The sequence below is a fragment of the Gordonibacter pamelaeae genome (assembly GCF_003340385.1).
GTDB classification, from domain to species: domain Bacteria; phylum Actinomycetota; class Coriobacteriia; order Coriobacteriales; family Eggerthellaceae; genus Gordonibacter; species Gordonibacter pamelaeae.
On the sequence record NZ_PPTS01000004.1, the window covers coordinates 149,483 to 171,273 of the forward strand.

General features: G+C 60.2%; 22 protein-coding genes. 19 read left to right on the forward strand and 3 right to left on the reverse strand.

What is annotated here, in order from left to right; translation table 11 throughout:
* Positions 1–3 precede the first annotated feature (3 nt).
* Entirely contained in the window at positions 4–975 is a 972-nt protein-coding gene (locus tag C1877_RS07805) for a TlpA family protein disulfide reductase (RefSeq protein WP_015760146.1), read from the forward strand.
* Between the two features lie 155 nt (positions 976–1,130).
* Here the strand turns inward: C1877_RS07805 and C1877_RS15150 are convergent, their stop codons facing one another.
* A complete protein-coding gene (locus C1877_RS15150) occupies positions 1,131–1,688 on the reverse strand; it encodes a tetratricopeptide repeat protein (RefSeq protein ID WP_147274531.1) in 558 nt (185 codons plus the stop codon).
* Between the two features lie 65 nt (positions 1,689–1,753).
* Here C1877_RS15150 and C1877_RS07825 point away from each other — a divergent pair, with 65 nt between their 5' ends.
* Positions 1,754–2,014, forward strand: coding sequence for a hypothetical protein (locus C1877_RS07825; RefSeq protein ID WP_143924732.1), 261 nt, complete (start codon positions 1,754–1,756; stop codon positions 2,012–2,014).
* Positions 2,015–2,677: 663 nt separating this feature from the next.
* On the opposite strand, the gene C1877_RS07830 is transcribed toward C1877_RS07825, so the two are convergent.
* Positions 2,678–3,109 (reverse strand): helix-turn-helix domain-containing protein, encoded by a 432-nt coding sequence (locus tag C1877_RS07830; RefSeq protein ID WP_015540588.1) that lies wholly within the window; start codon positions 3,107–3,109, stop codon positions 2,678–2,680.
* A gap of 133 nt (positions 3,110–3,242) precedes the next feature.
* On the opposite strand from C1877_RS07830, the gene C1877_RS07835 reads away from it, so the two are divergent.
* The 17 genes from C1877_RS07835 to C1877_RS07915 all read left to right on the forward strand — a co-directional run bounded on the left by C1877_RS07835 (position 3,243) and on the right by C1877_RS07915 (position 20,725).
* The gene (locus tag C1877_RS07835; protein WP_015540589.1) at positions 3,243–3,467 is read left to right on the forward strand and encodes a hypothetical protein; all 225 of its coding nucleotides are present in this window, start codon (positions 3,243–3,245) and stop codon (positions 3,465–3,467) included.
* Positions 3,439–4,551 (forward strand): site-specific integrase, encoded by a 1,113-nt coding sequence (locus C1877_RS07840; RefSeq protein ID WP_114568879.1) that lies wholly within the window; start codon positions 3,439–3,441, stop codon positions 4,549–4,551. The genes C1877_RS07835 and C1877_RS07840 overlap by 29 nt, the downstream gene beginning before the upstream one ends.
* Entirely contained in the window at positions 4,541–5,059 is a 519-nt protein-coding gene (locus C1877_RS07845; RefSeq protein WP_015540590.1) for a plasmid mobilization protein, read from the forward strand. The genes C1877_RS07840 and C1877_RS07845 overlap by 11 nt, the downstream gene beginning before the upstream one ends.
* Positions 5,056–6,210, forward strand: a complete 1,155-nt coding sequence (locus C1877_RS07850) for a hypothetical protein (RefSeq protein WP_114568880.1) — start codon at positions 5,056–5,058, stop codon at positions 6,208–6,210. Before C1877_RS07845 ends, C1877_RS07850 begins: the two co-directional genes overlap by 4 nt.
* A gap of 344 nt (positions 6,211–6,554) precedes the next feature.
* On the forward strand, positions 6,555–6,824 hold the full coding sequence (locus C1877_RS07855; RefSeq protein WP_041239845.1) for a helix-turn-helix domain-containing protein: 270 nt from the start codon (positions 6,555–6,557) through the stop codon (positions 6,822–6,824).
* 40 nt (positions 6,825–6,864) lie between these two features.
* Positions 6,865–7,455 carry a hypothetical protein gene (locus C1877_RS07860; RefSeq protein ID WP_015540593.1) on the forward strand — a complete coding sequence of 197 codons (591 nt, stop codon included), beginning with the start codon at positions 6,865–6,867 and terminating at the stop codon, positions 7,453–7,455.
* Positions 7,452–9,296, forward strand: coding sequence for a VirD4-like conjugal transfer protein, CD1115 family (locus C1877_RS07865; protein WP_244909821.1), 1,845 nt, complete (start codon positions 7,452–7,454; stop codon positions 9,294–9,296). The genes C1877_RS07860 and C1877_RS07865 overlap by 4 nt, the downstream gene beginning before the upstream one ends.
* Positions 9,297–9,483: 187 nt before the next feature.
* Positions 9,484–9,702 (forward strand): hypothetical protein, encoded by a 219-nt coding sequence (locus C1877_RS07870; protein WP_015540594.1) that lies wholly within the window; start codon positions 9,484–9,486, stop codon positions 9,700–9,702.
* A gap of 9 nt (positions 9,703–9,711) precedes the next feature.
* Complete coding sequence (locus C1877_RS07875; protein WP_083809221.1) at positions 9,712–10,140, forward strand: PrgI family protein; 429 nt, start codon at positions 9,712–9,714, stop codon at positions 10,138–10,140.
* A complete protein-coding gene (locus C1877_RS07880) occupies positions 10,118–12,499 on the forward strand; it encodes a VirB4-like conjugal transfer ATPase, CD1110 family (protein WP_015540595.1) in 2,382 nt (793 codons plus the stop codon). Before C1877_RS07875 ends, C1877_RS07880 begins: the two co-directional genes overlap by 23 nt.
* 23 nt (positions 12,500–12,522) lie before the next feature.
* The gene (locus tag C1877_RS07885; protein ID WP_244909822.1) at positions 12,523–14,076 is read left to right on the forward strand and encodes a C40 family peptidase; all 1,554 of its coding nucleotides are present in this window, start codon (positions 12,523–12,525) and stop codon (positions 14,074–14,076) included.
* A gap of 13 nt (positions 14,077–14,089) precedes the next feature.
* Positions 14,090–14,809, forward strand: a complete 720-nt coding sequence (locus tag C1877_RS07890; protein WP_015540597.1) for a hypothetical protein — start codon at positions 14,090–14,092, stop codon at positions 14,807–14,809.
* A 5-nt stretch (positions 14,810–14,814) separates the two neighbouring features.
* On the forward strand, positions 14,815–15,819 hold the full coding sequence (locus tag C1877_RS07895; RefSeq protein WP_114568882.1) for a VirB6/TrbL-like conjugal transfer protein, CD1112 family: 1,005 nt from the start codon (positions 14,815–14,817) through the stop codon (positions 15,817–15,819).
* 17 nt (positions 15,820–15,836) lie between these two features.
* Positions 15,837–16,232 carry a hypothetical protein gene (locus C1877_RS07900; protein ID WP_041238632.1) on the forward strand — a complete coding sequence of 132 codons (396 nt, stop codon included), beginning with the start codon at positions 15,837–15,839 and terminating at the stop codon, positions 16,230–16,232.
* A 65-nt stretch (positions 16,233–16,297) separates the two neighbouring features.
* The gene (locus C1877_RS07905) at positions 16,298–16,789 is read left to right on the forward strand and encodes a DNA gyrase (RefSeq protein WP_114568883.1); all 492 of its coding nucleotides are present in this window, start codon (positions 16,298–16,300) and stop codon (positions 16,787–16,789) included.
* A 9-nt stretch (positions 16,790–16,798) separates the two neighbouring features.
* Positions 16,799–19,906: a VaFE repeat-containing surface-anchored protein gene (locus tag C1877_RS07910; protein WP_244909823.1), complete on the forward strand. Its 3,108-nt coding sequence runs from the start codon at positions 16,799–16,801 to the stop codon at positions 19,904–19,906.
* 69 nt (positions 19,907–19,975) lie between these two features.
* Positions 19,976–20,725: a class B sortase gene (locus C1877_RS07915; protein WP_114568884.1), complete on the forward strand. Its 750-nt coding sequence runs from the start codon at positions 19,976–19,978 to the stop codon at positions 20,723–20,725.
* A 34-nt stretch (positions 20,726–20,759) separates the two neighbouring features.
* Here the strand turns inward: C1877_RS07915 and C1877_RS07920 are convergent, their stop codons facing one another.
* Positions 20,760–21,782, reverse strand: a complete 1,023-nt coding sequence (locus C1877_RS07920) for a hypothetical protein (protein WP_015538923.1) — start codon at positions 21,780–21,782, stop codon at positions 20,760–20,762.
* Positions 21,783–21,791: the final 9 nt, after the last annotated feature.

The following is a 21,791-nucleotide window of genomic DNA, read 5'->3' on the forward strand; positions in this document are numbered from 1 at the left end:
ACCATGAAACTATCTAAGATTGCGGCCCTGTTTATGGTGCCGGTGCTGGCCCTGTGTCTTGTGGCGTGTTCGGCGCCCGGTGGCAACGCGAGCGAATCTACGGGCTCCGATCCTAAGATCGCGGAGCTCATTGCGCAAGAGCCGGCCAACGCCGACGAGGCCGCCGAGCTCTATGCGAAGCTCATGCAGAAGCAGAACGATATCCTCTCGAGCGATAATGCGCTGTGGGAAAAGGTGTTTCTTGCCGCCAATAAAGATACGCCGATGATCGAGGACGGCAGCAATTATGGCGATTTCCTGCTCAAGACCATCGACGGCGCCAAGGATGAGTTTGCAGCGGATGAGTTGAAGACGCTCAAGGCCGGTGCGCAGCAGATCAAGGAGATCGAGGACAAGCTCGAGAGCCTGGAAAAGGAGTTTCCTGGCTGTGGAAGCACGCCGAGCGCAGGCGAGAGCGTCGACGCTTCGGCCGCTGGCATGACGGCTGGCGCCGATGCTTCGAGCGAGGCGACGAAGTTCCCCAGCTTTACGGGCAAGGACTTGGACGGCAACGACGTGAGCAGCGACGAGCTGTTCTCTAAGAACAAGGTCACCGTCATGAACTTTTGGTTTACTACTTGCAAGCCGTGCGTGGGCGAGCTGGGCGATCTTGAGAACCTGAATAAGGAGCTTGCCGAGAAGGGTGGCCAGGTCGTGGGTGTCAATTCCTTTACGCTCGATGGCAACAAGGACGAGATTGCAGATGCCAAGGACGTGCTGAGCAAGAAGGGCGTGACATATAAGAACATCTGGTTCAAGTCGGATAGCGAGGCCGGCAAGTTTACGTCAAATCTGTTCTCGTTCCCGACAACCTACGTTATCGACCAGAACGGCAACATCGTAGGGGAGCCCATCATGGGCGCCATCAGCTCCGCCGAGCAGCGCGCGGCGCTTGACAAGCTTATCGACCAGGCGATTGCGAAGAGCGAACAGTAAACAAGCTGAACTATGTATATTGAGGAGGTCTCGGGAATCCCGGGGCCTCTTTGTTTTCGATTCTTCGAGATGCGAATCCGCTCCTGCCATGAAGGGTTTCAGAGCGGGAGCGGATTACCAATGTTGGCAAGACGCGCGTGAACGGTTGTTAGCGGTCAATCACAAAATCGTCCATTTCGACGAGCTTGCGGGCCTTCTCTTGGCCTTCGATCGCCTCGCGGAGGCGCTTGGTGTAATACGTCATGCCGTTGGCGATGTCGATGCGCAGGCCAATCTCGGTGCGCTGATAGAGCGTCAGCGCGTAGGGGATTACGGTCGATGCCGCAGGAGGGGGCATCGGGGTCAATGAGCATAGCGGCTATGCGAATGGCGGGCTGGGCAAACTCAACATCGTCGCGGGCAAGCTCAAGACTGCGTTCGTACAGACGGTATGCTTTTGACTTGTCTTGCGGCACAGCGCGACCGCGGCCGAACATGTCGCCGAGTTTGTATACCGCTTCGCTGGAGGGCGCAAGCGCTGCGGCGAGCGAATACCACTGATAGGCCTTGGTGTGGTCGGGCTTGCCGGTCCTTCCGTACTCGTAGATATAACCGAGGTTGATGATGCTCTGGAAACAACCTGCGTCAGCTGCCATTTCGTAGAGTTCCGCGGCTTTGGCGTAGTCCTGTTCAACAAGGTCTCCCATATAGTAGAGGGCACCTAAATCGTTCATGCAGGCTCCGCTGCCGGATGAAATTCCCAGTCTGTAGCCCAGTCCATGCTGGAGCTCAAAGGTATTTGCGCGAAGACCAGCTGCTACCGATGCTGCATTCGAGGGATAAAGAGCCGACGCCAGCAGGCTTGATGCTCGACGCGGAGGAGCTCACGTCGGCCTACATCCTGCCTAGAAAGGACGGCGAGAGACTCTATTTGGACTTGTTCGCCAAAGGGGAATACCGCCCCGAGCTCCTCTTCGGTGAGTGCGCCATCGCCCAAGCCGCTGTCGCGAGCCCGGAAGCGCAATGGAAGCTTGCTAACTTGAAGAAGATGAAGCGATAGCGATATGTGCGGGTTGGTCTCCGAATCACTCTGTTTTAAGCCATCCGCTACGAATCCTGGCGGAAACCCGGGAATGATTAAAGGAGCGACCTGCGATTTCGCGAATCAGTTGAGTCATTCCCGAAATCGCGAATCAAGGGGCTGATTCGCCTAAATTGCGCACGAATCAGCCCTTAGACGGTATGACGCGGCACGGATCGGCAGCACCCGTACTGGATTAGTCACTGAGTGGGAGTAAAAGCTGATACAGTATCGTATCAATATGTGACCTACAACACCCCTTGAGAATAACCTGCTCAAGGGGTGTTTTTGCATTCTGACACGAAGTGAGTCATACGAAAATGTAAAAGCATGACCCACGTAAACTTAGTTATTTCGAAGTCATCTTGCAGGTGGCTAACAAGTTGAAACACCCGATTCCACCTGCAATTTTTGTCAAATCTGGCAAACACAGCAAAGAATATCAATTGATACGAATACGTATCATTGCCTGCAAATGCGCCATTGCCTGAATAGCTGCAACCCGATAGCCATCTACAACCTTGAAACTGACACGATTACGTATCAGTTATTACGGGCATTTATTTTGCGGTTTGGGTCACGAACGGGTCACGGCATAAAAACAGCCTCTGACGAGGCCATTTTCGGTTCTATTTAGGGAGTCTAGGCCTTGAAGGAGTCCTTCCAGGCAACATACTCGTCCCTCGTTAGCTCATTATCCTTCAGATCCCTGTTGTTCCTATACCACTGGCGAAGCGCCCTCGCCAGTGCTTCCTGGTCCTCGCTGCCCAAGTCTTCCGGAAGAGTCAAGACGACAGTGTCACCAACCTTGATCGGCTCTAGGCAAAACGCCTCCTCCAGCTCGAACAGCATGTGTATCGCATCGTTCGCGTCGTTTCCCCAATCAGACTTGAGGGATGAAGGGTTCACCCCAAGGCGGCGGGCGATCTCGGTAATCATAGGCTCCTTCGGCGTTCGCTCTCCGTACTCGTACTTGCGCAATGACACAGTTGAGATGCCGAGCATCTCGGCGAACTGCTCGGCGGTGTAGCCGCGCTCCTTCCTGATGCGATGGATCTTCTCCCCGATCTTCATCCGCCCTCCTGACTTGTAATACCAAATATGGTTTTCGGCGATTCCCGACGTGATATTTCATTGATACATAAGTGTATCAGTTATCGTGTCTGTAGTACTGATACGTTCTTGTATCAATTGAAAGGACACACTGATGGACGGAAGACTCATCACGGCTAAAGAAGTGGCCGAAGACCTGGAATGCAGCATGCAGCACGCCTACAAGATCGTCAGGATGCTGAACGATGAGCTGAGCGAGATGGGATGCATCACGATGCGCGGGAAGACCAACCGCAGCTATTACGAAGAGAGGCTCTTTGGCAGAATCGACGAAATCGACCTGAGCGAGCTTGAGACGAGGGCCGGCCACGAGCGTTAGAAAAGACGCGAAGAGGGGCACTTGGCTCGTCAAGCTCCACTACACGAACCGAGATGGCGAAGCGATCGACTCAACGAAACGCGGCTTCAAGACCAAGACCAAAGCCCTGGCATGGGAAAGGGACTTCCTGGCTAACGAGGCAAGGTCCACGAGCATGACATTCGAGCAGTTTGTCAAGGTCTATGCGGAGGACGTGCGTCCGAGGCTGAGGGAAACCACATGGCGCAGCAAGGAGTACATGATCAACGAGAAGCTCATCCCGTTCTTCGGCAAGATGAGGGTCGTCGATATCACATCAAAAGAGGTCATGGACTGGCAGAACGGTCTCCTGAGGGCCAAGGACGAGAACGGCAAGAAGTTCTCGGAGACGTACATCAGGACCGTCGAGAACCAGCTCTCCGCCATCCTCAATCACGCCGTAAGGCATTACGGACTCCCTTCGAACCCGCTCCAGAAAGCTGGGAGGGTCGGTGAAAAGCAGGGGAAGGAGATGAAGTTCTGGACGACGGAGGAGTACCTGAAGTTCTCCGAGCAGGTCATCGACCGCCCCGAGATGTTCTACGCATACGAGATTCTCTATTGGTGCGGATTGAGGGAGGGCGAGCTTCTCGCGCTGACCGCCAAGGACATCGACATCGAGAACAGGACCATCACCGTTTCGAAGTCCTACGCCCGCCTCAACGGAAAGGACATCATCGGCCCTCCAAAGACCAAGAAATCAGAGAGGATGATTGCCCTGCCGCGCTTCCTCGCCCAAGAGCTCCAGGAGTACATGGAGATGGAGTACGACATCAAAGAAGACGATCGTCTCTTCCCCTTCACGAAGTACGCGCTCAACAACACGCTGAAGACCGCCGCAAGGCTCGCCGGGGTCAAAGAGATCCGCGTCCACGACTTGAGGCACAGCCATGTGTCCCTCCTAATCAACCTCGGCTTCACTGTGGTCGCCATCGCCGACAGAATGGGCCACGAGAGTGTGCATATCACCTATCGCTATGCACATCTATTCCCGAACCAGCAGAGGAACATGGCTGACGTCCTCGATGCGCTGATGAACGCGAGGGGCGAGAATAATGAGCGTTAAGAGTCTGGACAGAGAAGGCCGGTGGAGAGACACCACAGTTGGCTTCCGCGTCTCGGAAGAAGAGAACGAGAGGATAAACCAGCTCGCCGCGCTCAGCGGAATGACCAAGCAGGCCTTCATAATCTCCCGGCTGGAGGGCAGCGAGATCACCGTCCTCGCCACCGCGAGGGTTCAGAAAGCCATGGCCATCCAGGCAAGAAGAGTCGCAGACGAGCTGTCGAGAATCTCTGCGGGTGCTTGTGCCAATGCGAGGCTCCTGGACGTTTCGGAGGCCATCCTCGACGTCCTAACGCAGATGAACGAACAGGGCATGGCCATCGACAATCACCCCGAAGGATCGACGCTTGAGGAAATGGAGCTGTCAGACCTCAGCGAGACCATGGCCCCGGATATGAGGCAGATCCCGCTGGTTCCCGAAAAAGTGGAGCCCATAGCCGACGCAGACAAGCGGAAGCCGGGGACGCGCAGGGAAAGCACGAAGGGACTGTTCAAAAAGGACTTGAAATGAATCCCCGAAAGCTCACGGGAAACGCCTCGGTAGACGCCATCGCGACGATGGCCATTACCGGCAACGTTATCCCCGCAACCTGGTACAAGACGATAACGACCGCCTCCGGCAAGGCCGACCTGGCAGCAATCAACATCCTCTCCGACGTCCTCTACTGGTATCGCCCGAGCGAGATCCGCGACGAGGCCACCGGCGACATCATCGCCTATCGGAAGAGGTTCTCGGCAGACCTGCTGCAGCGAAGCTACGACCAGCTCGCGGAGCACTTCGGGCTCAGCAAGAGGCAGGCCAAGGACGCCGTGGTGCGCCTAGAGGAGCTCGGAGCCGTCAGGCGCGTGTTCCGCAACGTCGACTGCGGCGCCGGCATGATGGGCAACGTCATGTTCATCGCCATAGATCCCGCACAGGTGCTCGAGCTCACCTACCCAGACCAATCAGACGACTTGGACCCTATGGCGAAAAAACGCCATAGGTATGACGGAGGCGATGCCAAATCCGATACACCTATGTCGGAATTTCGTCATAGGTATGGCGAAAAATCGCCAGACATATACAAAGATTACTCAGAGACTACCGAGAGATTATCTTCTGACCATCCAACCAACCAGCCAGAAAGACTTTCTTGCGACAAGGGGGACGGAGGGCTGGCGGAAACAAGCGAGAGCTTCGAGAGGGCCTGGGAGAAGGTTCCCGGCTCCAAGGCTTCCCAATGCGCGAAGGAGAAGGCCTGGAGGGTATGGCAGGGCTCGCTCTCAGACCATGGCGTCGACGGGGACTTCCTGGCAAGCAGCTACAGGCGCTACGTCATCCAGCAGGAGCAAGCCGGCACGGAAGCCAGGTTCATAGCCACCTTGTCAACCTGGCTCAAGCCAAACAGGCCAATCACGGGTCTCAGCCTCGATGCAGCGCTGGAAAACCGGCGCGAGCAGCGAGCCCGCGCGGAACGTCGCTCTGCCGAAAGGCGCGCAGAAGAGGAGCACCGCAAGGAGGAGGAAAGGATCCGGGCCCTCGAGACCGAGTGGCGCGATTCGGATCCCGAGGCGCAACGGCTGTGGTCTCTGGCTTGGGATTATGGTGCCGGATTCGACCGAATGGGCGACGCAATGCGCGACTACCGAGCCTATCGCGACGAGAGGTTCAGGCCCGGATAGGAGCTGCTGGGACAATTTGTCCCAGTGACTTACCTTATCGTTTCGCCTTTGCTGAAACATCCAATCTCAACTGGTACTTTCTCAACCACTGTCCCATGCATTGGACACCCAAGACAGCGCGTTTCTGTAGAGTACAGGCTGTATTACTGTGCCCAGGCGCGGGTTCAGCCAAGTGGCTGCCCGAAGCGATGCGACCGCCTGATTCGAAACCTCGTGACGGATTCCCGTCACCTCATGACGGATTTCGCCACAGACATGAAGCGCACCGTTACCCTTCCCAGCATCACCGGGCCTGCACGGGCCGCGGCTACGGCAACTCGCAGCCGTGAGTGATGGAGGAAGCGATGGAGCACCTAGACCCGATAACCAGACAGTACCTGGGAGTGATCAACAGTTACAAGGACCGAAGCGGCATGTCGACGACAGAGCTCGCGAGGCGACTTGGGCTGAGCGACACGAGCGTCGGGAAGAAGCTGCGCGGTGAGGTGGCCATGTCTGCTACCGAACTGGTGAAGATTACCTGGCTTTTCAAGATCGAGTTCACCGAGTACTTCTTCGTGGGCCTAGGCGACCTTCCAGAGTCCACGCGACCTCAAAGGAAAGACAAGCGCTGACGAGTGGGACAAATTGTCCCGGCACATCTAGGGAGGAACCATGCCAAGCGACTTCGGGGACGAGTCCGGCGAAAAGCTTTTCGACTGGATGCTCCGCCTGGGCCAGGAGGCTGGGCAGGCTGCCATGGCCCATAGCGCAGCGCGGGTCTCAATGGCCTTCAGGAACGCCGTCGGAGAGATCGGGCACGGGCAATCAGCAGCCGCAGGCATTGAGCGGGCAAGCGAGGCGACAGAATGGGCGAAGCTGAACCTGCACGAGTTCAAGGGCCTCCCCGAGTTCGAGACAATCAAGGAAATCATCGACGCGAACCTCGACCGCGAGGCGCTTTCGCATGAGTTCTTCAGCGAGGGCGAAAAGTCATACCTCATCTTCAGGGTCGGTGACGCGCCCGAAGTCGCCAGGTGCTTCGACGAGCTGGCCCAGGAGACCACGCAAGCCGCCAAGAAGGCCGAGCAGCAGCTCTCCAGGGAAAAGGGCCACGCCTCTGGCGCGAGGGACCTGGAAGTGCTTAAGGAGCCTGACAAGGAGCCGCTCCAGGACCGCGTCGAGGCGTTCAAGAAGTCGGCAGAGCTCGTCGAGCGCGCCCACGGCCGCAGCCGCGAGGTCATCGACCAAGCGAGGGGACGTTGACGCCCTTCGACAAGCATACCGTGACGAAGGCCGCCCTTCTCTCAGCCTGCGCAGCCCTCGCAGGCTTCCTCTTCGTCGGAAGCCTCCTCGCGCTTCCGGGAGGCTCCCTGGACCCCGTCGAGGCGCTGCTGCAGATGCCGGCATGGATCGCCGGCGGCGGCATCGGGAATGCGAACACGCTTGCCCCGTTGGCAGGCATGCTGGCGGCATGCGGCGTCTGGGGGCTGTGGGTGCATCAGGTGCTTCGAGGCGGGACGTTCCGACGCGGCGAGGAGCACGGATCGTCTCGCTGGGGCAGCAGCGACGAGGGCAAGGCCTTCATGAACCAGGATGAGCCGGACATGAACATCCCCCTGACCAGCTCCATCGGAATCCCGGTTTCGAGGCCTGAATTCGACCTAGAGACTGACCGCAACCGCAACATCTGCGTGGTCGGAACGCCCGGCACGGGAAAGACTAGGAGCCACGTCCTGCCGCTGCTGATGCAGATGAACGCGAGCTACCTGGTCACCGACCCAAAGGGCACGCTGATCGGCTCGACGGGCTGGATGTTCGAGTCTGCCGGATACAGGATCCGCAACTTCGACCTGGTCAAGATGGAGTCCTCGAGCCATTACAACCCCTTGGCCTACGTGCGCACGAACGTGGACGTGCTCGCCATCGTGGAATGCCTCATCACAAACACGACCGGAGACGCCGAGCATGCAGGCGACCCGTTCTGGGAGAACGCAGAGCGGCTCCTGTACACGGCGCTCATCGCATACCTGGTCCACCATTGCCCGCCGGAGGACAGGAGCCTCCCGGGCATGCTCACGCTGCTCTCGCTGGCCGAGGCTCGAGAGGGAAACGAATCCTACATGAGCCCGCTCGACCTGCTGTTCCACGAGCTGGAGACGGGCAAGCGCCTCGTCCCCTCGGGCGACGAGAAGCCTTTCGACGAGAACTCCAGGGCGTTCACGAACGGAACCTCCACGGTGCGCTGGGAGCAGGTGCGAGAACCAGCAGACCAGTCGAAGGACTTCGCTCTCAACGCATACAAGCGCTTCAAGACCGCTGCCGGAGAGACCCTCAAGTCGATCATCATCAGCTGCAACACCCGCTGCCTGCCCATGATGGCGGACAACGTGCAAGAGCTCCTGGCAGACGACGAGCTGCATCTCGACGCCATGGGCGACGCCGGGCAGAAGACCGTGGTGTTCGCGTCGATGCCGGACACCCGCGGAACGTTCAACTTTCTCTTCGCCATGCTCATGTGGCAGGCCGTGAACGAGCTCTGCGATGCGGCGATCATCGACCACGGCGGCAAGCTCCCCACACCGGTCCACCTGGTGTTCGACGAGTTCGCCAACATCGGGAAGCTTCCCGACATCGACCGCTTCATCGCCGTCATCCGAAGCAGGAACGTCTCCATGTCCATGATTTTGCAGTCGTTCGAGCAGCTCAAGGGAACCTACGGCGAGGAGAAGGCCCTCTCCATCAGGGCCTGCTGCGACACGACGCTCTTCCTGGGGTCGACGCTCTACGGCACCAATGAGGAGATCTCCAAGATGCTGGGAAACCAGACCATCGTCTCCTTCACCCTCAACGACACCGAGGGCGCCAACAAGTCGACCACCGTGAACAGGTCAATATTCGAGCGCCCGCTGATGCTCCCCGACGAGGTCGGACGTCTGTCAAGGCGGAAGGCCCTACTCCTCATAGCAGGCGCCTACCCGTTCAAGGACGACAAGTACGACGCGTCGCAGCATCCCCGGTGGGACGAGGTCGAGCCGGGGCACAAGGGGGCAAAACACAGCGCGCCCTTCGACTTCGGAGCGTACGCGGAAAGGACGAGGGGGTGATTCCAGGGCAAAGGGAAACGGCAGCGGCAATGCCTCTGGCAACAAGGCCGGGCCGAGCTTCCACCCTCGGCGCGGCTGCCGCCGCCTAGACGCAAAGGAGCGCTCGCGCGCTCCGCAGCACAATCTTATCACGCAACGCAAGGCGCCCCTTCCACCTCGGCGCCAAAGACGCAAAGGAGGCATTAGCATGCTTGCAAAGATCATCGCCCTCGTCACGGGCTGCGTGACGTTCCTGGGCGGATTCCTCGTTGTCTGGGGAGCGGTGCAGCTCGGCAGGTCCTTCGGAAACCGCGGAGGCGGCGGCGAGGGCATGGAGGCGGGCATCGCGACAATCGCCGGCGGCGCGATCATCATCGCCGCCGCGGTCTACTTCGGCCAGCTCGACACCTCGTGGATGCCGGCTTAGGAGGCCCCGTTGATCGACGACAAGCTCCATATCCCGATCCAGAAGGACATCGGGGAGTACGAGCAGAAGCTCTTCGGGGACATGTCCATCAGGACATGCGTCTGTCTGGCGGGAGGATTCGCCACCGCGGTCCTCGTCGCATCGGCCTCGTGGTTCTGGCTCGCCATAGACCCCTCCGAGATGACGTTTCCCATCATGCTCTCAACGTTGCCCTTCTGGCTCGCCGGCTTCTGGAAGCCCCACGGCATGCCCTTTGAGAGGTTCCTGCCGCTCGTGGCCAGACATCACATGGCCACGCGCCACTACGAATTCAGCCCCAGCCACCGCAGCGGCACAGACATGCCGCTGGCATTGGAGCCGAAAACACTGACCCGCAAGGAAAGAAAGAAAACCTATCGAAAGGGGGCGGAGCTCTATGAGCCTGCTGAGGAAGCGTAAGAAGGGCGCCCTGGAAAAGAAGAAGCAGAAGAGGCAGAAGGGCACCATCGACCTCTGCGGATACGAGCTCATGCTCGAGAACGGAGTGGCGCAAGTCGCCCCAGGCCTCTTCAGCCAGACGGTGCAATTCGGCGACATCACCTACCAATGCGCCAGGAAGGACACCCGCGAGAACATCTACAGCACCATGAGCGCGCTCTACAACTACTTCAACCCGGACACCAGCGTCCAGGTAACGATCACCAACGAGCCCGTTCCCGCGGAAGAGATCGGCAACAGGACGTTCTTCCCCAAGACCGATCCCTGCCTCGACGCATACGTGGATGAGTACAACCGCATCCTCAACGACAAGATGCGCGAGGGAGTGTCCAACCTGAAGAGACAGAGGTACCTGACCTTCACCACGAAGGCCGACGACTTCGACTCGGCAATCCCCAAGCTCGCACGAATGCGCAACGACTGCACGCAGGCGCTTGCAAGGATCAAGAGCAAGTCCGAGCCCGTCAAGGGCGCGGAGAGGCTCAGGATCGCCCGCGGCCTGCTGAGCCCGCTTTCTCCCTTCGACTTCGACTGGGACAATTTGTCCCAGTGCCCGACGGCGAGGAGCGTCGACTTCGTGGCACCCATGTCCGTCGACTTCAAGCCCAACGGCCGCAATGACGCGTTCAGGGCTGACGGGGCATGGTGCTGCGTCATGGCAATAAGGTCCTTCGGCTCCATCCTCATGGACGACTGCCTCGCAAGCATCGTCGACCTTCCCATCCCGCTTTCCGTCTCGCTGCATCTAAGGCCGATCCCCCAAGACAAGGCAATCGACATGGTGCAGGGCAAGATCGACTGGATGGACATGGAGGAGCGCGGACAGAAGAGCCGAGCCGCCAGCAAGGGAATCATCCTCACGCAGACCTCCACCGCGCTACGCTACTCGCGCGCGGACGCCGAGGAGCTCCTGGACTTCCTGCGCAACAAGAACGAGCGGCTCTTCGAGTACGCCGGCTACGCGTTCACCTATGCGGCGAGCGAGGAGGAGCTGGACGAGCAGGTCGACCGGATCATCTCCACGGCCAGGGGCTCTGCGCTCACCGTCGAGAAGCTCAGCTACCGCCAGCAGGAGGGCTGGGGCTCCGTGCTCCCATTCGCCACCAACAAATGCGATGTGACCAGGCTCCTCACCAGCGGCCAGATCGCCATGCAGATGCCCTTCGCATCGCTGGAGATCAACCAGCCTGGCGGCATCTACCTCGGACAGTCGAAGATCACCAACACTCTGGCCATCCTGGATAGGCTCTCCCTGCCATCGCCCATGGGCTTCGACTTCGGAACCCCCGGCACAGGCAAATCCAACGCGCAGAAGAGCGTCTGGCTGCAAGTCCGCATGCTCTACGGAGGCAGGGCTCAGGGAATCTGGATCGACCCAACCGGGGAGGGACGCCCAGTCGCAGAGGCGGGAGGCGGCGTGAGCATCAGGCTCGCAGCCGACTCGGGCCAGTTCATGAACCCTTTCGACACGAAGGATGTCGCGGCTCTGAACGAACCGCTTCAGAAGGCCTTTAAAGTGGACGCCTTCCTGGCGCTGTCCGCATCGATGATGGCCGAGGGAAACCAGGGCCTTACCCAAGCGGAGCGCTCCATCATCGCGCGATGCGTGGAGGAGGCCTATGCACGCTCCGGCGTTGACGGCACACCGGTGCTCGAGGATTTCTACAACCTCCTTCTTGAGCAGCCCGAAGCAGCGGCCAAGGGCATCGCGCTGCGCTACGAGCGACACGTCAAGGGCTCCTTCTCGTTCTTCAACCGAAGGTCCAACGTGGATCTCGACGCCCCGATGGTCAACATCGACCTCCATGACCTGAACTCCGACATGAAGGTGTTCGGCATGCTGACCGCCCTCGAGCAGGTACGAAACCGCATGTACCAGAACTTCGCGGAAGGAAAGACGACCTGGCTCTTCATCGACGAGGTCCAGAGCCTCTTCAAGCATCCGGCGGTCATCGCCTACTTCGAGAGCTTCTGGGCAGAGGGCCGCAAGTTCGGCCTCGTTGCCACCGGGCTCTCCCAGAACGCAAGCTTCATGCTGGGAAGCGACATCGGTTCGACGATGATCCTCAACTCCGACTACCTGATGCTCCACAAGCAGTCCACCGTCGACCGAGACCTCTGGGCAGAAACCCTCAACCTCTCCGACGAGGAGGTCAGGTACATCGACGACGGGATCAAACCCGGCGACGGGCTGCTGGTCGCAGGCGGCGCCAGGATGCCGATCACCAACGAGCTGCCCAAGGGAAGGATCTACGACCTGCTGACGACGAAGCCCTCCGAGGTCAACGCCCTCGGAGGCGGAGGAAGGTCCGCGCGATGACGCGACTCCCTGACAGGAACCCCATGCACGAAGTGGTGGCAGGCGAGCAGGAGAACCTCCTCAACTCCGGCGTGGTGTCCGGCGGCGACGCGTTCCGCGAAGGCGTCGTCGGAAGCGGCGTCGGCGTGCCGGGCGGGGCAAGCGCGGAGCGGACTGCGGCCGGCATGGGGTTCAAGCACATGGTAGCCGCATCGCTCGTAGACGAGTTGGACGACGCCGAGGAGCTGGAAGGATCCCGCGACGTCTACGATGCGGCAGAGGGCGGCAGGGCCGTCAGAAGGAAGCTCGCCTCACGCAAAGCAGCTAAGGCGGCAGAGAGGGCCGGTGGCCAAGGAGCCGTGCCCGACCCGGCGGGAAAGGCGAAGTCCGCAGCCGACCCCTGCAGGCAGGCGGCGGAGATGCGCGCGAAGTCCAACGGTGCGGCGGGAGCGACCAAGGCGTCCGCGGACGCGGCCGCAGGCGCTTCCGTGGAGATGTCGGCCCAGACAGTCGGAACGCAGGTGGCTGGCGCTGGCGCCTCCGCAGCCACCGCAGCCGCAGCGGCCGAGGGAACCGCGGGCACCACAGGGGCAATCGCCAGCGCCGGCATACCCGTAGCGGGCGTTGTGACGGGAGTCGTGGCGTTCGTCCTGGGGGCCCTGCTGGTGGGACAAATTGTCTCAGCGCTCTTCGGGTTCTGGCAGAGCGAGGCCAACAAGCAGGCGATGGAAGGCCTGCCTCCATACATCACCTACGAGATGGTCGAGGCGGCCTTGGACGCCCAGGAGAGGTATGGGCATCCCGCAGGCTGCACTATCGCCCAGATCATCTGCGAGAGCGGCCAGGGCGACCACATGAGCCAGCTTGCGACCAGGGACCACAACCTATTCGGCATGAAATGGGCTTCATCGTACGCCTCCGCCCCAGAAGTCGCAGGAAAGTCATCCTGGGCGACCGGAGAGGAGGCTGCCGACGGTAGCCACTACGCTATCACCGCCCAGTTCATCGTCTTCGAGGGCGATGAAGAGTGCATCCGGTTCAGGAGCCGCGTGTTCCTGCAAGCTGGACGGTACGCGAACAACCCTCTGATCAAGGAGGCTGTGGCAAACCACGACTCCGACAAGATGGCCGAGGGCCTCAAGGACGCTGGCTGGGCCACGGACTCCAGCTACGTGGAGACGCTGAAGTCGATCATGGACACCTACGGGCTGAGGCGCTTCGACGGACTAAGCCTGGAGGACTTCAAGGCCGGCGAGGGGGCGGGCAACGTCATCGTCGCCGCAGCTTACAGCCAGCTCGGCGTGCCGTACGTCTGGGGTGGATCCACCCCGGGAAAGGGATTGGATTGCAGCGGCCTGACACAGTACTGCTACCGCCAGGCGGGCATACGCATCAGCCATTACACGGAAGACCAGAAGAGCGAATTGAGGCAGATACCCATATCCCAGGCGCAGCCTGGGGACATCCTCTACAAGTACGGCCACGTCGCCATATACATCGGCGACAACAAGTACATCCACGAGCCTCACTCGGGTGACGTATGCAGGATTGCAACGGGAACCAACTACTTCACATGCGCCCTAACGGCGCGTCGTTAGAAAGGAGCAAGGAATGGAAAGGAAGAGCAAGGCCATGGCAGCACTCGCATGCATGGCCCTCCTCGCGCTCATCGGGGCGGGATGCGCCCGCTGCACCATGGTCCACGCCGGCCAGCAAGAACAGGCCGGCCAAGAGCAGAGCGAGTCCCCGGAGGCCGCAACCGACGAAGCAAAAGGCAGCCTAGAGGAACTTCTCGGATCCAAGTGGACCTCCCGGGACGGCAAGTCGGCTATGTCCATCGTGAACGGCGCCTTCGTGGAGCGATGCGGGAGCAACGAGGAGATCACCTACTGGACACCCGAGAAGACCAGCGCGGACGAAGGAGGGTTCTCCGAGTCCATCTGGGTCAGCGACAGCCTCACAGAAACGCAGTCCCCGTCCATCATCAGGGTCGATATCGCCGACGACGGCAGCCTCGCGGCCACCTGCGACTCCTTCAAGCTGGCAACGTCCTACGTCATCGACGCGCCCGAGAGCGCCGAGCTCAGCATCACGGGGAACGTCGGCTACCTGGCAAGCCTGGCCAACGTCGACCAGGCGAAAATCGCCGAGTGTCTGCAAGCCCATGCAGGCGCCAAGTGCCCGTATGCGAAGGCCGCGAGCTGGGACGGCGAGATCTTCATTGACGCCAATGCCGAGAGGATCAGCTCGACCTTCACCCTCGATGACCCAAACGGGACCATCGTGACCGTCATCATCGACGGCAAGACGGGCAGGATCTCTGCGATGTGATGCGGATGTCAGTTGTTTACAGAACCATCGGCGACCGCCGCTTCAGGATAGCCTTCGCGATGACGCTCGCCGTTCTTGCGGTGCTGCTAGTTCCCGTGCACAACGCCTATGCGGACATCGCCGGAGACATCAACGATTGGCTGGCCGAGCTCCTGAGAGACGCCGCGAACTGGATGTTCTCCAAGCAGGTCGACGTCCTCAAGGGAATCGGATACGACGGCATCCTCGGCGCGGACTTCAGCTCCATGCTCACCACCTCGGGCAGCGTGTCGATGTACGACATAGCCTGCGGCGTGTGGAGGGTCGCCATCCTTCCCATCGGCTGCGGTGTGCTCTCCCTGGTGTTCACTGTGAAGCTCATTCGGATCTCGCAAAGGGTCGATGGCAACGCCTCGATGCCCGGGGTCAAGGAGGTCGTGTTCCTGCTCGTGTTCTTCGCGGTGTTCCTGTTCCTGATCCAGCATAGCTTCGAGCTCATGCAGTCGATCTACGAAGTGGTCGGCATCGCCATCGACAGGGTCATGGTCATGTTCGGAACCGGGGGCGCGCTTGACTTGGCCGCGGTTTCCATCGTCACCCCCGACGACGACATCCCGGCGCTGCTCGCCATGCTCATCGTCTCCCTCATCAGCTGGGTGGTGGTGCTGGCCGCCTACATCGTCGCCCTGGTCGTCTGCTGGGCCCGTGCCCTGCAGCTCTACATCATGGCTGCGTTCAGCCCCATCCCCCTTGCCTTCATGGCCCTGGACGACACCAGGCAGATCGGAGTCGGGTACCTGAAGAACTTCGCCGCGGTCTGCATCGCCGGCCTGATCATCGTCATCCTCATGATCGCCTTCCCGCTGATCCTCGGAGGAATCGTCGGCGTGAACCCTGGGACGGGAACCTCTGCGGATGCCATCGCGAACGGCCTCACTTACGCGCTGCAGTACCTGGCGATGTGCATCCTGCTCATCCTCTCGCTCGTGAAGAGCGGAGCGTGGGCTCGAGACATAGTTAGCGGATTCTAAGAGAAGGGAAAGAGAACTTGTACGAACCGAACAGCGGGGCCACGCCGGAAGCGGCGTGGATGATGAACGACCCGGAGGATGGGTCCCGCCTCCTTCTGGAAGCCCACGCGGCACCAGACCCGAAAGGAGCGGTCACCCTGGGCTTCTCGTTCTCCCTGTGGGCCAAACGGCAGGACGGGTGGACAGAGGTGATGAACGGTTTCAACTGGGGATATTCCGACGCCGAGGAGCTTGTAGACGCCGCTGAGGCCTACCTCGGACTCGAACCCGACGACATCGAGCGCATCGGCTACGGAGAGTTCGAGAGGGCCCTGCTCAACGACGAGAGCATCTCGTCCAGGGCGCAGCGCGCCAAGAGCATCCCCGCAGTCGAGCAGGTCAGGAGAAGGGAGGGGAATCGAATGGGCAGGTAGCCCTTAGCATCCAAGAATCCGGCACTTCCACAGCATGCCGGCACTAGACGTAAAGGAGGGCTCGCATGAGCCAGGAAACACCGAAGAACACGTATGTCACGCTGCACAAGAACTTCGTCCGCACTGACATCGAGCACACCGACCGAAGGACCGGTGAGACAAGGACCTTCAACTCAGTGACCCTGCCAAAGGGCACGGTCATCGACGGACGCGACGTCAGCTACTACCAGTTCAGCCCGTTGTTCGTGAACGAGTCGCGATACCGCGGCGAGGACTATCGCGATATCCCTCTCCTTACCAATCGCGAGGTATGGCTGCGCAGGAGCATCCTCGACAAGGACGGCAAGCCCGTCGTCAACGAAGAGGGCGTCAAGGTCAAGGACGTGATCAAGGTGATGCCCGCCCAGATCAGGGACGCCATCGAGCGCAACCGGAGCGAGTACCTCGATAGCCTTTCCGAACGGGCCCGCTCGGCACGCGACGGCAGCGAGAGGCTCGGCCGTGGCGCCGCCCAGCGCGCAAATCCCCGCATGTCCCGCAACGACATCCCGTTCTAAGGAGGAAGCGTGAGAACCGAGACAACCGAGAGGATCGCATCCTCCAAGATCATCAGAGTCGTCATGAGCATTGCCCTGGCGCTCAGTGTGTGCGCATCGGCGTCGATAAGCGCGTTCGCGGGCGAAAGCGTCAACGTCACCATCGGCGACGACATCCCGTACGCAGGCTACTTAACGACTTGCATGTACGCCGACGGCGAGGTTGCCTACTGCGCCGACCCGGCTGCCGCCACGCCCGCGCCCGGCACCTACAGCAAGAGCGGCGTGAGTGATGCCGACCTCATCGCTACGATGTGGTTCAGCTACGGCGCCCCGGGATTCGACGCGTCCATGTTCCCCGACACCTGGTACGACGGCAGCGGCTGGAGCGCGGATAAGTACACCGTGGCAAGCCACGTGCTCCTGTCGTACGCCTATCAAGGCTCCAAGGCCGATGCCGTCTTCGGCACCAGCGGCGACTTCGAGGGCTGGGCGCGAAGCGAGCTTCTGGGCACCACCTGGAAGTCCATAAAGGCGAGCAAGGGCAAGGTTTCGACCGGCTTCGAGGCCTTCTGCATCCACACGGGCCCCGGCACCCAGGTGCTCATGAGCTTCACATGGGACAAGGGTGACCTGAAGGTGGCGAAGGAAGACTCCCAGGCAGGCGCCGAGCCCCAGGGCGACGCAACCCTCGACGGCGCCAAGTACGACATCGTCAACGCATCCGGTCAGTACGCCTTCGTCGACGGCCGCTACTACGCTAGCGGAGAGGTGGTGAAGACCATCACCGGCAAATGGGACGGCGACGCGGGCGCATTCGTTGCCAAGACTTCCGCGAGCGCCCTTCCTTGCGGCACCTACACCGTGGTCGAGTCCCAGGCACCCGAGGGATATCTCGTTTCCGACTGGTCCGCGAAGGCTGAGATCAAGTCCGATGGCCAGATGGTTGACCTCACCGGCAATCCTTGCGGCGACGATGTCATCCGCGGTGGCGTCCAGGTGACGAAGTCCGACGTCGAGCTCCGGGCATCCGAGGCCCTGGGCGGCAACTCCCATGACGCCCTCGAAACCGGCTCCACGCTCTCTGGCATCGAATTCACCATCGCCAACGCATCCGAGCACAAGGTCCTCGTGAGCGACAAGTGGTTCGAGCCCGGCGACGTCATCGAGACCATCGTTACCTCCTGGAACGACGAGGCCGGCGCATACACCGCCCAAACCGCAGCCGACGAGCTGCCTTACGGCACCTACACCATCCAGGAGACCAAGGCCAACGACTCCTACCTGCTTACCGACGGCGAGCCCAAAACCTTCCAGGTCCGCGAGAACGGCTCGATCGTCAAGGCGACCTCTGCTGGCGGCGAGCTCAAGTTCTTCGACCAGGTGATCCGCAACGACCTTGAGGTCGTGAAGATGGCCGAGGACACCAACGCCTCCTTGCAGGTGGCGTTCAAGGTGACCAACGTCTCCACCGGCGAGGCCCACGTCATCGTGACCGACCGCAACGGAAATGTCTCTACGGCCTCTTCCTGGAACAAGCACAGCAGAAACACCAACGGCAACGACGGCCTGCTCAAGGCTGAGAGCATCAAGGCCGCAGACATGGACTCCAGGGCTGGCGTATGGTTCTCCCTCGGCGAGGACGGCTCCAACGCCGACGTTGACGACAGGCTGGCAGCGCTTCCTTACGGCAAGTACATGCTAGAAGAGCTCCGAAGCGACTCCAACGAGGGCTACGAGCTCGTGACCAAGACCTTCGTGGTCGAGCGAGACTCCACCGTGGCCAAGGCCGTGTGGATGAGCCTCGACGACAAGGAGGGCCCGAAGATCAAAACCGAGGAAACCGACAAGGCCGACGGCGACCACGTGGCCCAAGCCTCCGCTGAGACCACCCTGGTGGACACCGTCTGGTACGAGAACCTCAAGAACGACGGCACCGAATACGCAGTCACTGGCACCCTCGTGGTAAAGTCCACCGGCGAGGCCCTGCTCGATGCCGACGGCAATGCGATCACCGCCACAAAGACCTTCCAGCCTAGGCAGAAGGCCGGCGAGGTGGAACTCGAATTCACCTTCGACTCCAGCCTGCTCGCTGGCGAGGACATCGTGGCCTTCGAGTCGCTTTTCTCCGAGGGCGTAGAGGTCGCTGCCCACGCCGACATTGCAGACGAGGGCCAGACCGTGCACTTCCTCGACATCCATACCGCCGCGGCCGACAAGTCCGACGGCGACAAGCTGGTGACCGGAACCGAGATAACCGTCGTCGACGAGGTGGCCTACGAGGACCTCGTTCCCGGCACCGAGTACGAGCTCCAGGCTACCTTGATCGATTCTGAGACCGGTGAGCCCGTCGTGGTAAAGGACGGACTGGCCGAGAAGCTGGTTACCGGCACCGCCGCCTTCACCCCCGAGGAGGCCGGCGGCACCCAGCTCGTCGAGCTCTCTTTTGACGGGACCGACCTCGGCGGAAAGAGCCTCGTCGTGTACGAGAAGCTCTTCGCAGCCGATGTGCTGCTCGCATCCCATGAGGACCCCTCCGACGATGGCCAGACCGTGACCGTCGCGGAGATCGACACCACCCTCGTCGATGCAGGCGATGGCGACCACATCATCGCCTCCGGCAAGGTGAAGCTGACCGACGCCATCGAGTACAAGGGCCTCGTCCCCGGCGACACCTACACCGCCCATGGCACTTTGATCGTGAAATCCACCGGCATGCCGCTCGAGGATGCCGACGGCAAGCCCGTGACCGCCACCGCCGAGTTCAGCCCAGACAAGGCCGACGGAGCCGCCGACGTGTCCTTCGAGTTCGACGCGTCCAAGATCGAGGAGGGCGTCGAGCTGGTCGCCTTCGAGGAATGCCTCGACGTAAACGGCAACGTAGTCGCGGTCCATCAGGACATCGACGACGATGGCCAGACCGTCGTGGTCGACAACCCCGATACCCCTGAGGTCCCTGACGAGCCCGGCAAGGCCCTCGACAAGACCGGCGTCGACTTGGCCCCGATTGCCGCGATTGTCGTCATCTCGTTCCTCGCGGGCTCGGGATGCCTGGCCTACGGCCTACGCAAGCGACGTTTGGCTGCAGCAGCTGACGCGAATTCCGAAGACTACGACAGCGGGTCGGACGAGAGCTAAGCAATAGCCAGCTTCCGGTTTCGAGATGGGCGGCCGCGTGCCGCCCATTGTTTTCGTTTTAGGAGGTCTATGAACGACAGGACAAAAAGCCGAATTGCCCTCGCTTTGGCGGCATCCCTAATTTCACTAGCGCTGGCTGTAAGCGCTTCGACCCTCATTCTCACGGAGAGGGCGTCGAGCACAAGCCCGGACCCACTCGGCACCTGCGAGGAGGCCGTCCAAGACGACGGTTTCGAGTCGATAGACTGGGATTACTGGCTTTCCGTTAACCCGGATATCATCGGATGGATCAACGTACCCGGGACTGGGATCGACTATCCAATCGTTCAGGGTAACTCTGGGGATCCCGGCTACTATCTCTATCACGATGCAGGCAAGAGATGGGACTACCATGGCGTTCCGTACCTGACTTGGGAATGCGCGGAAGGAGGTCTCCTGCACAGCCCTAACGCGCTTGTGTTCGGCCATCATCTGCAGGACGGGACCATGTTCTCCAAGCTCGGCGGCTTCATCGACGTCGCCTACCTGGACGAGCACACGCCGATACAGATCCAAACCCCAACCGAGAAGGCCAACTTGACCGTCCTGGCGGTAGATAGGGTCAACGCCAGCCGCGAGACCGTGAGGCTCGAGTTTGACACAGCCTTAGACCACGCCACATGGCTAGCAAGCGTCACGGCCGCATCCGACCGTAACTTGAGCTCTGCCGGATTCGACTTCGACTCAGTCGAGAACGTCGTTACGCTCTGCACCTGCAGCTACTCGACATGGGGAAACGAGAGGACGCTCATTTACTGCGCAATCGAAATGGCCGACTAAAAAATGAGGAGGACGATTTGCCCTCCTCGTCTGCTTAGATAGCCTCAATAAGCTCGGATGATTTCTGCAGCTGGGCTTGGACTTCCGAGGTGTTCACCCTGTCCGTGATGCCGTCACCGTCATCGTCGATAACAAGGTTCACCTTGCACATCGAATAAAGCATTCCCACTAACAGCACAACGTTTTGAACAAGGACCCTTTCTTCCTCATCGAATCTGTTCCAATCCGTCTTATGCTGCCCAACAACAATCGCTTTAAGTTGTTGAAGCTTTTCGTCGTAAAGTTGCTTCACGATTGCAAGAGCGCGGCAGTAAGCATCTGCAATCGCAGCAATTTCCTCAAGAAGGACGCACGCTTCATCAACGTTCGCCTTTTCCTGGGCGATCTGCTTTTCGAACTCTTCAGCATCCTTCGCGATCTTATGACCCATGACATTGACGACGATTCCGCCGACAAGAAGAGCCGCGCCTCCAGCGGCAGAGCTCAGGACTACCGTACCCAAGGCCATTCCGCCACCCCCAGCGGCAAGGGACCCCCCTCCAAGGGCTGCGAGAATAGCATTTGTGGCAGCCGCGCCACTTAATGTCGAGATGGCGGTTCCCGTAGATGCCGTCCCTACGGCAGCGACAATCGCCGTAGTTGCGCCAGATGCGGCAACTCCGCCTGCAACGCCAGCTGCCGCGCTGCTTAATCCACCCAGAAGCGCCTTTGCGCCGATAAATAACTTTTTAAACTCATCCGAGTCAAAATCCGGAAGGTCGAAGTCATTGAGTTCAAGTTCAGCGAACTGAGGGCGATTTTGAATCAACTCGATAACGTCTGAGAATCCCTCGAAACCCTGTATTGTCTCAAGTTCTGCTAGTCCGAGTGCATCCATAGATGCATTGGCTCTCTTGCCCATGGCTTCGAAGTACTCCATCGACTCCTGGTGAATGGCTTTAGCTGTCTTCTCTTTCCCTTTTGCGTCTTTAATCTTTAAACCGCCATAGACGGCATTGCAGGCACCGAAGGCACCCGCAATCGCCGCTCCGGCTATAACAAATACAGGAACAGGCATCAGATTCTC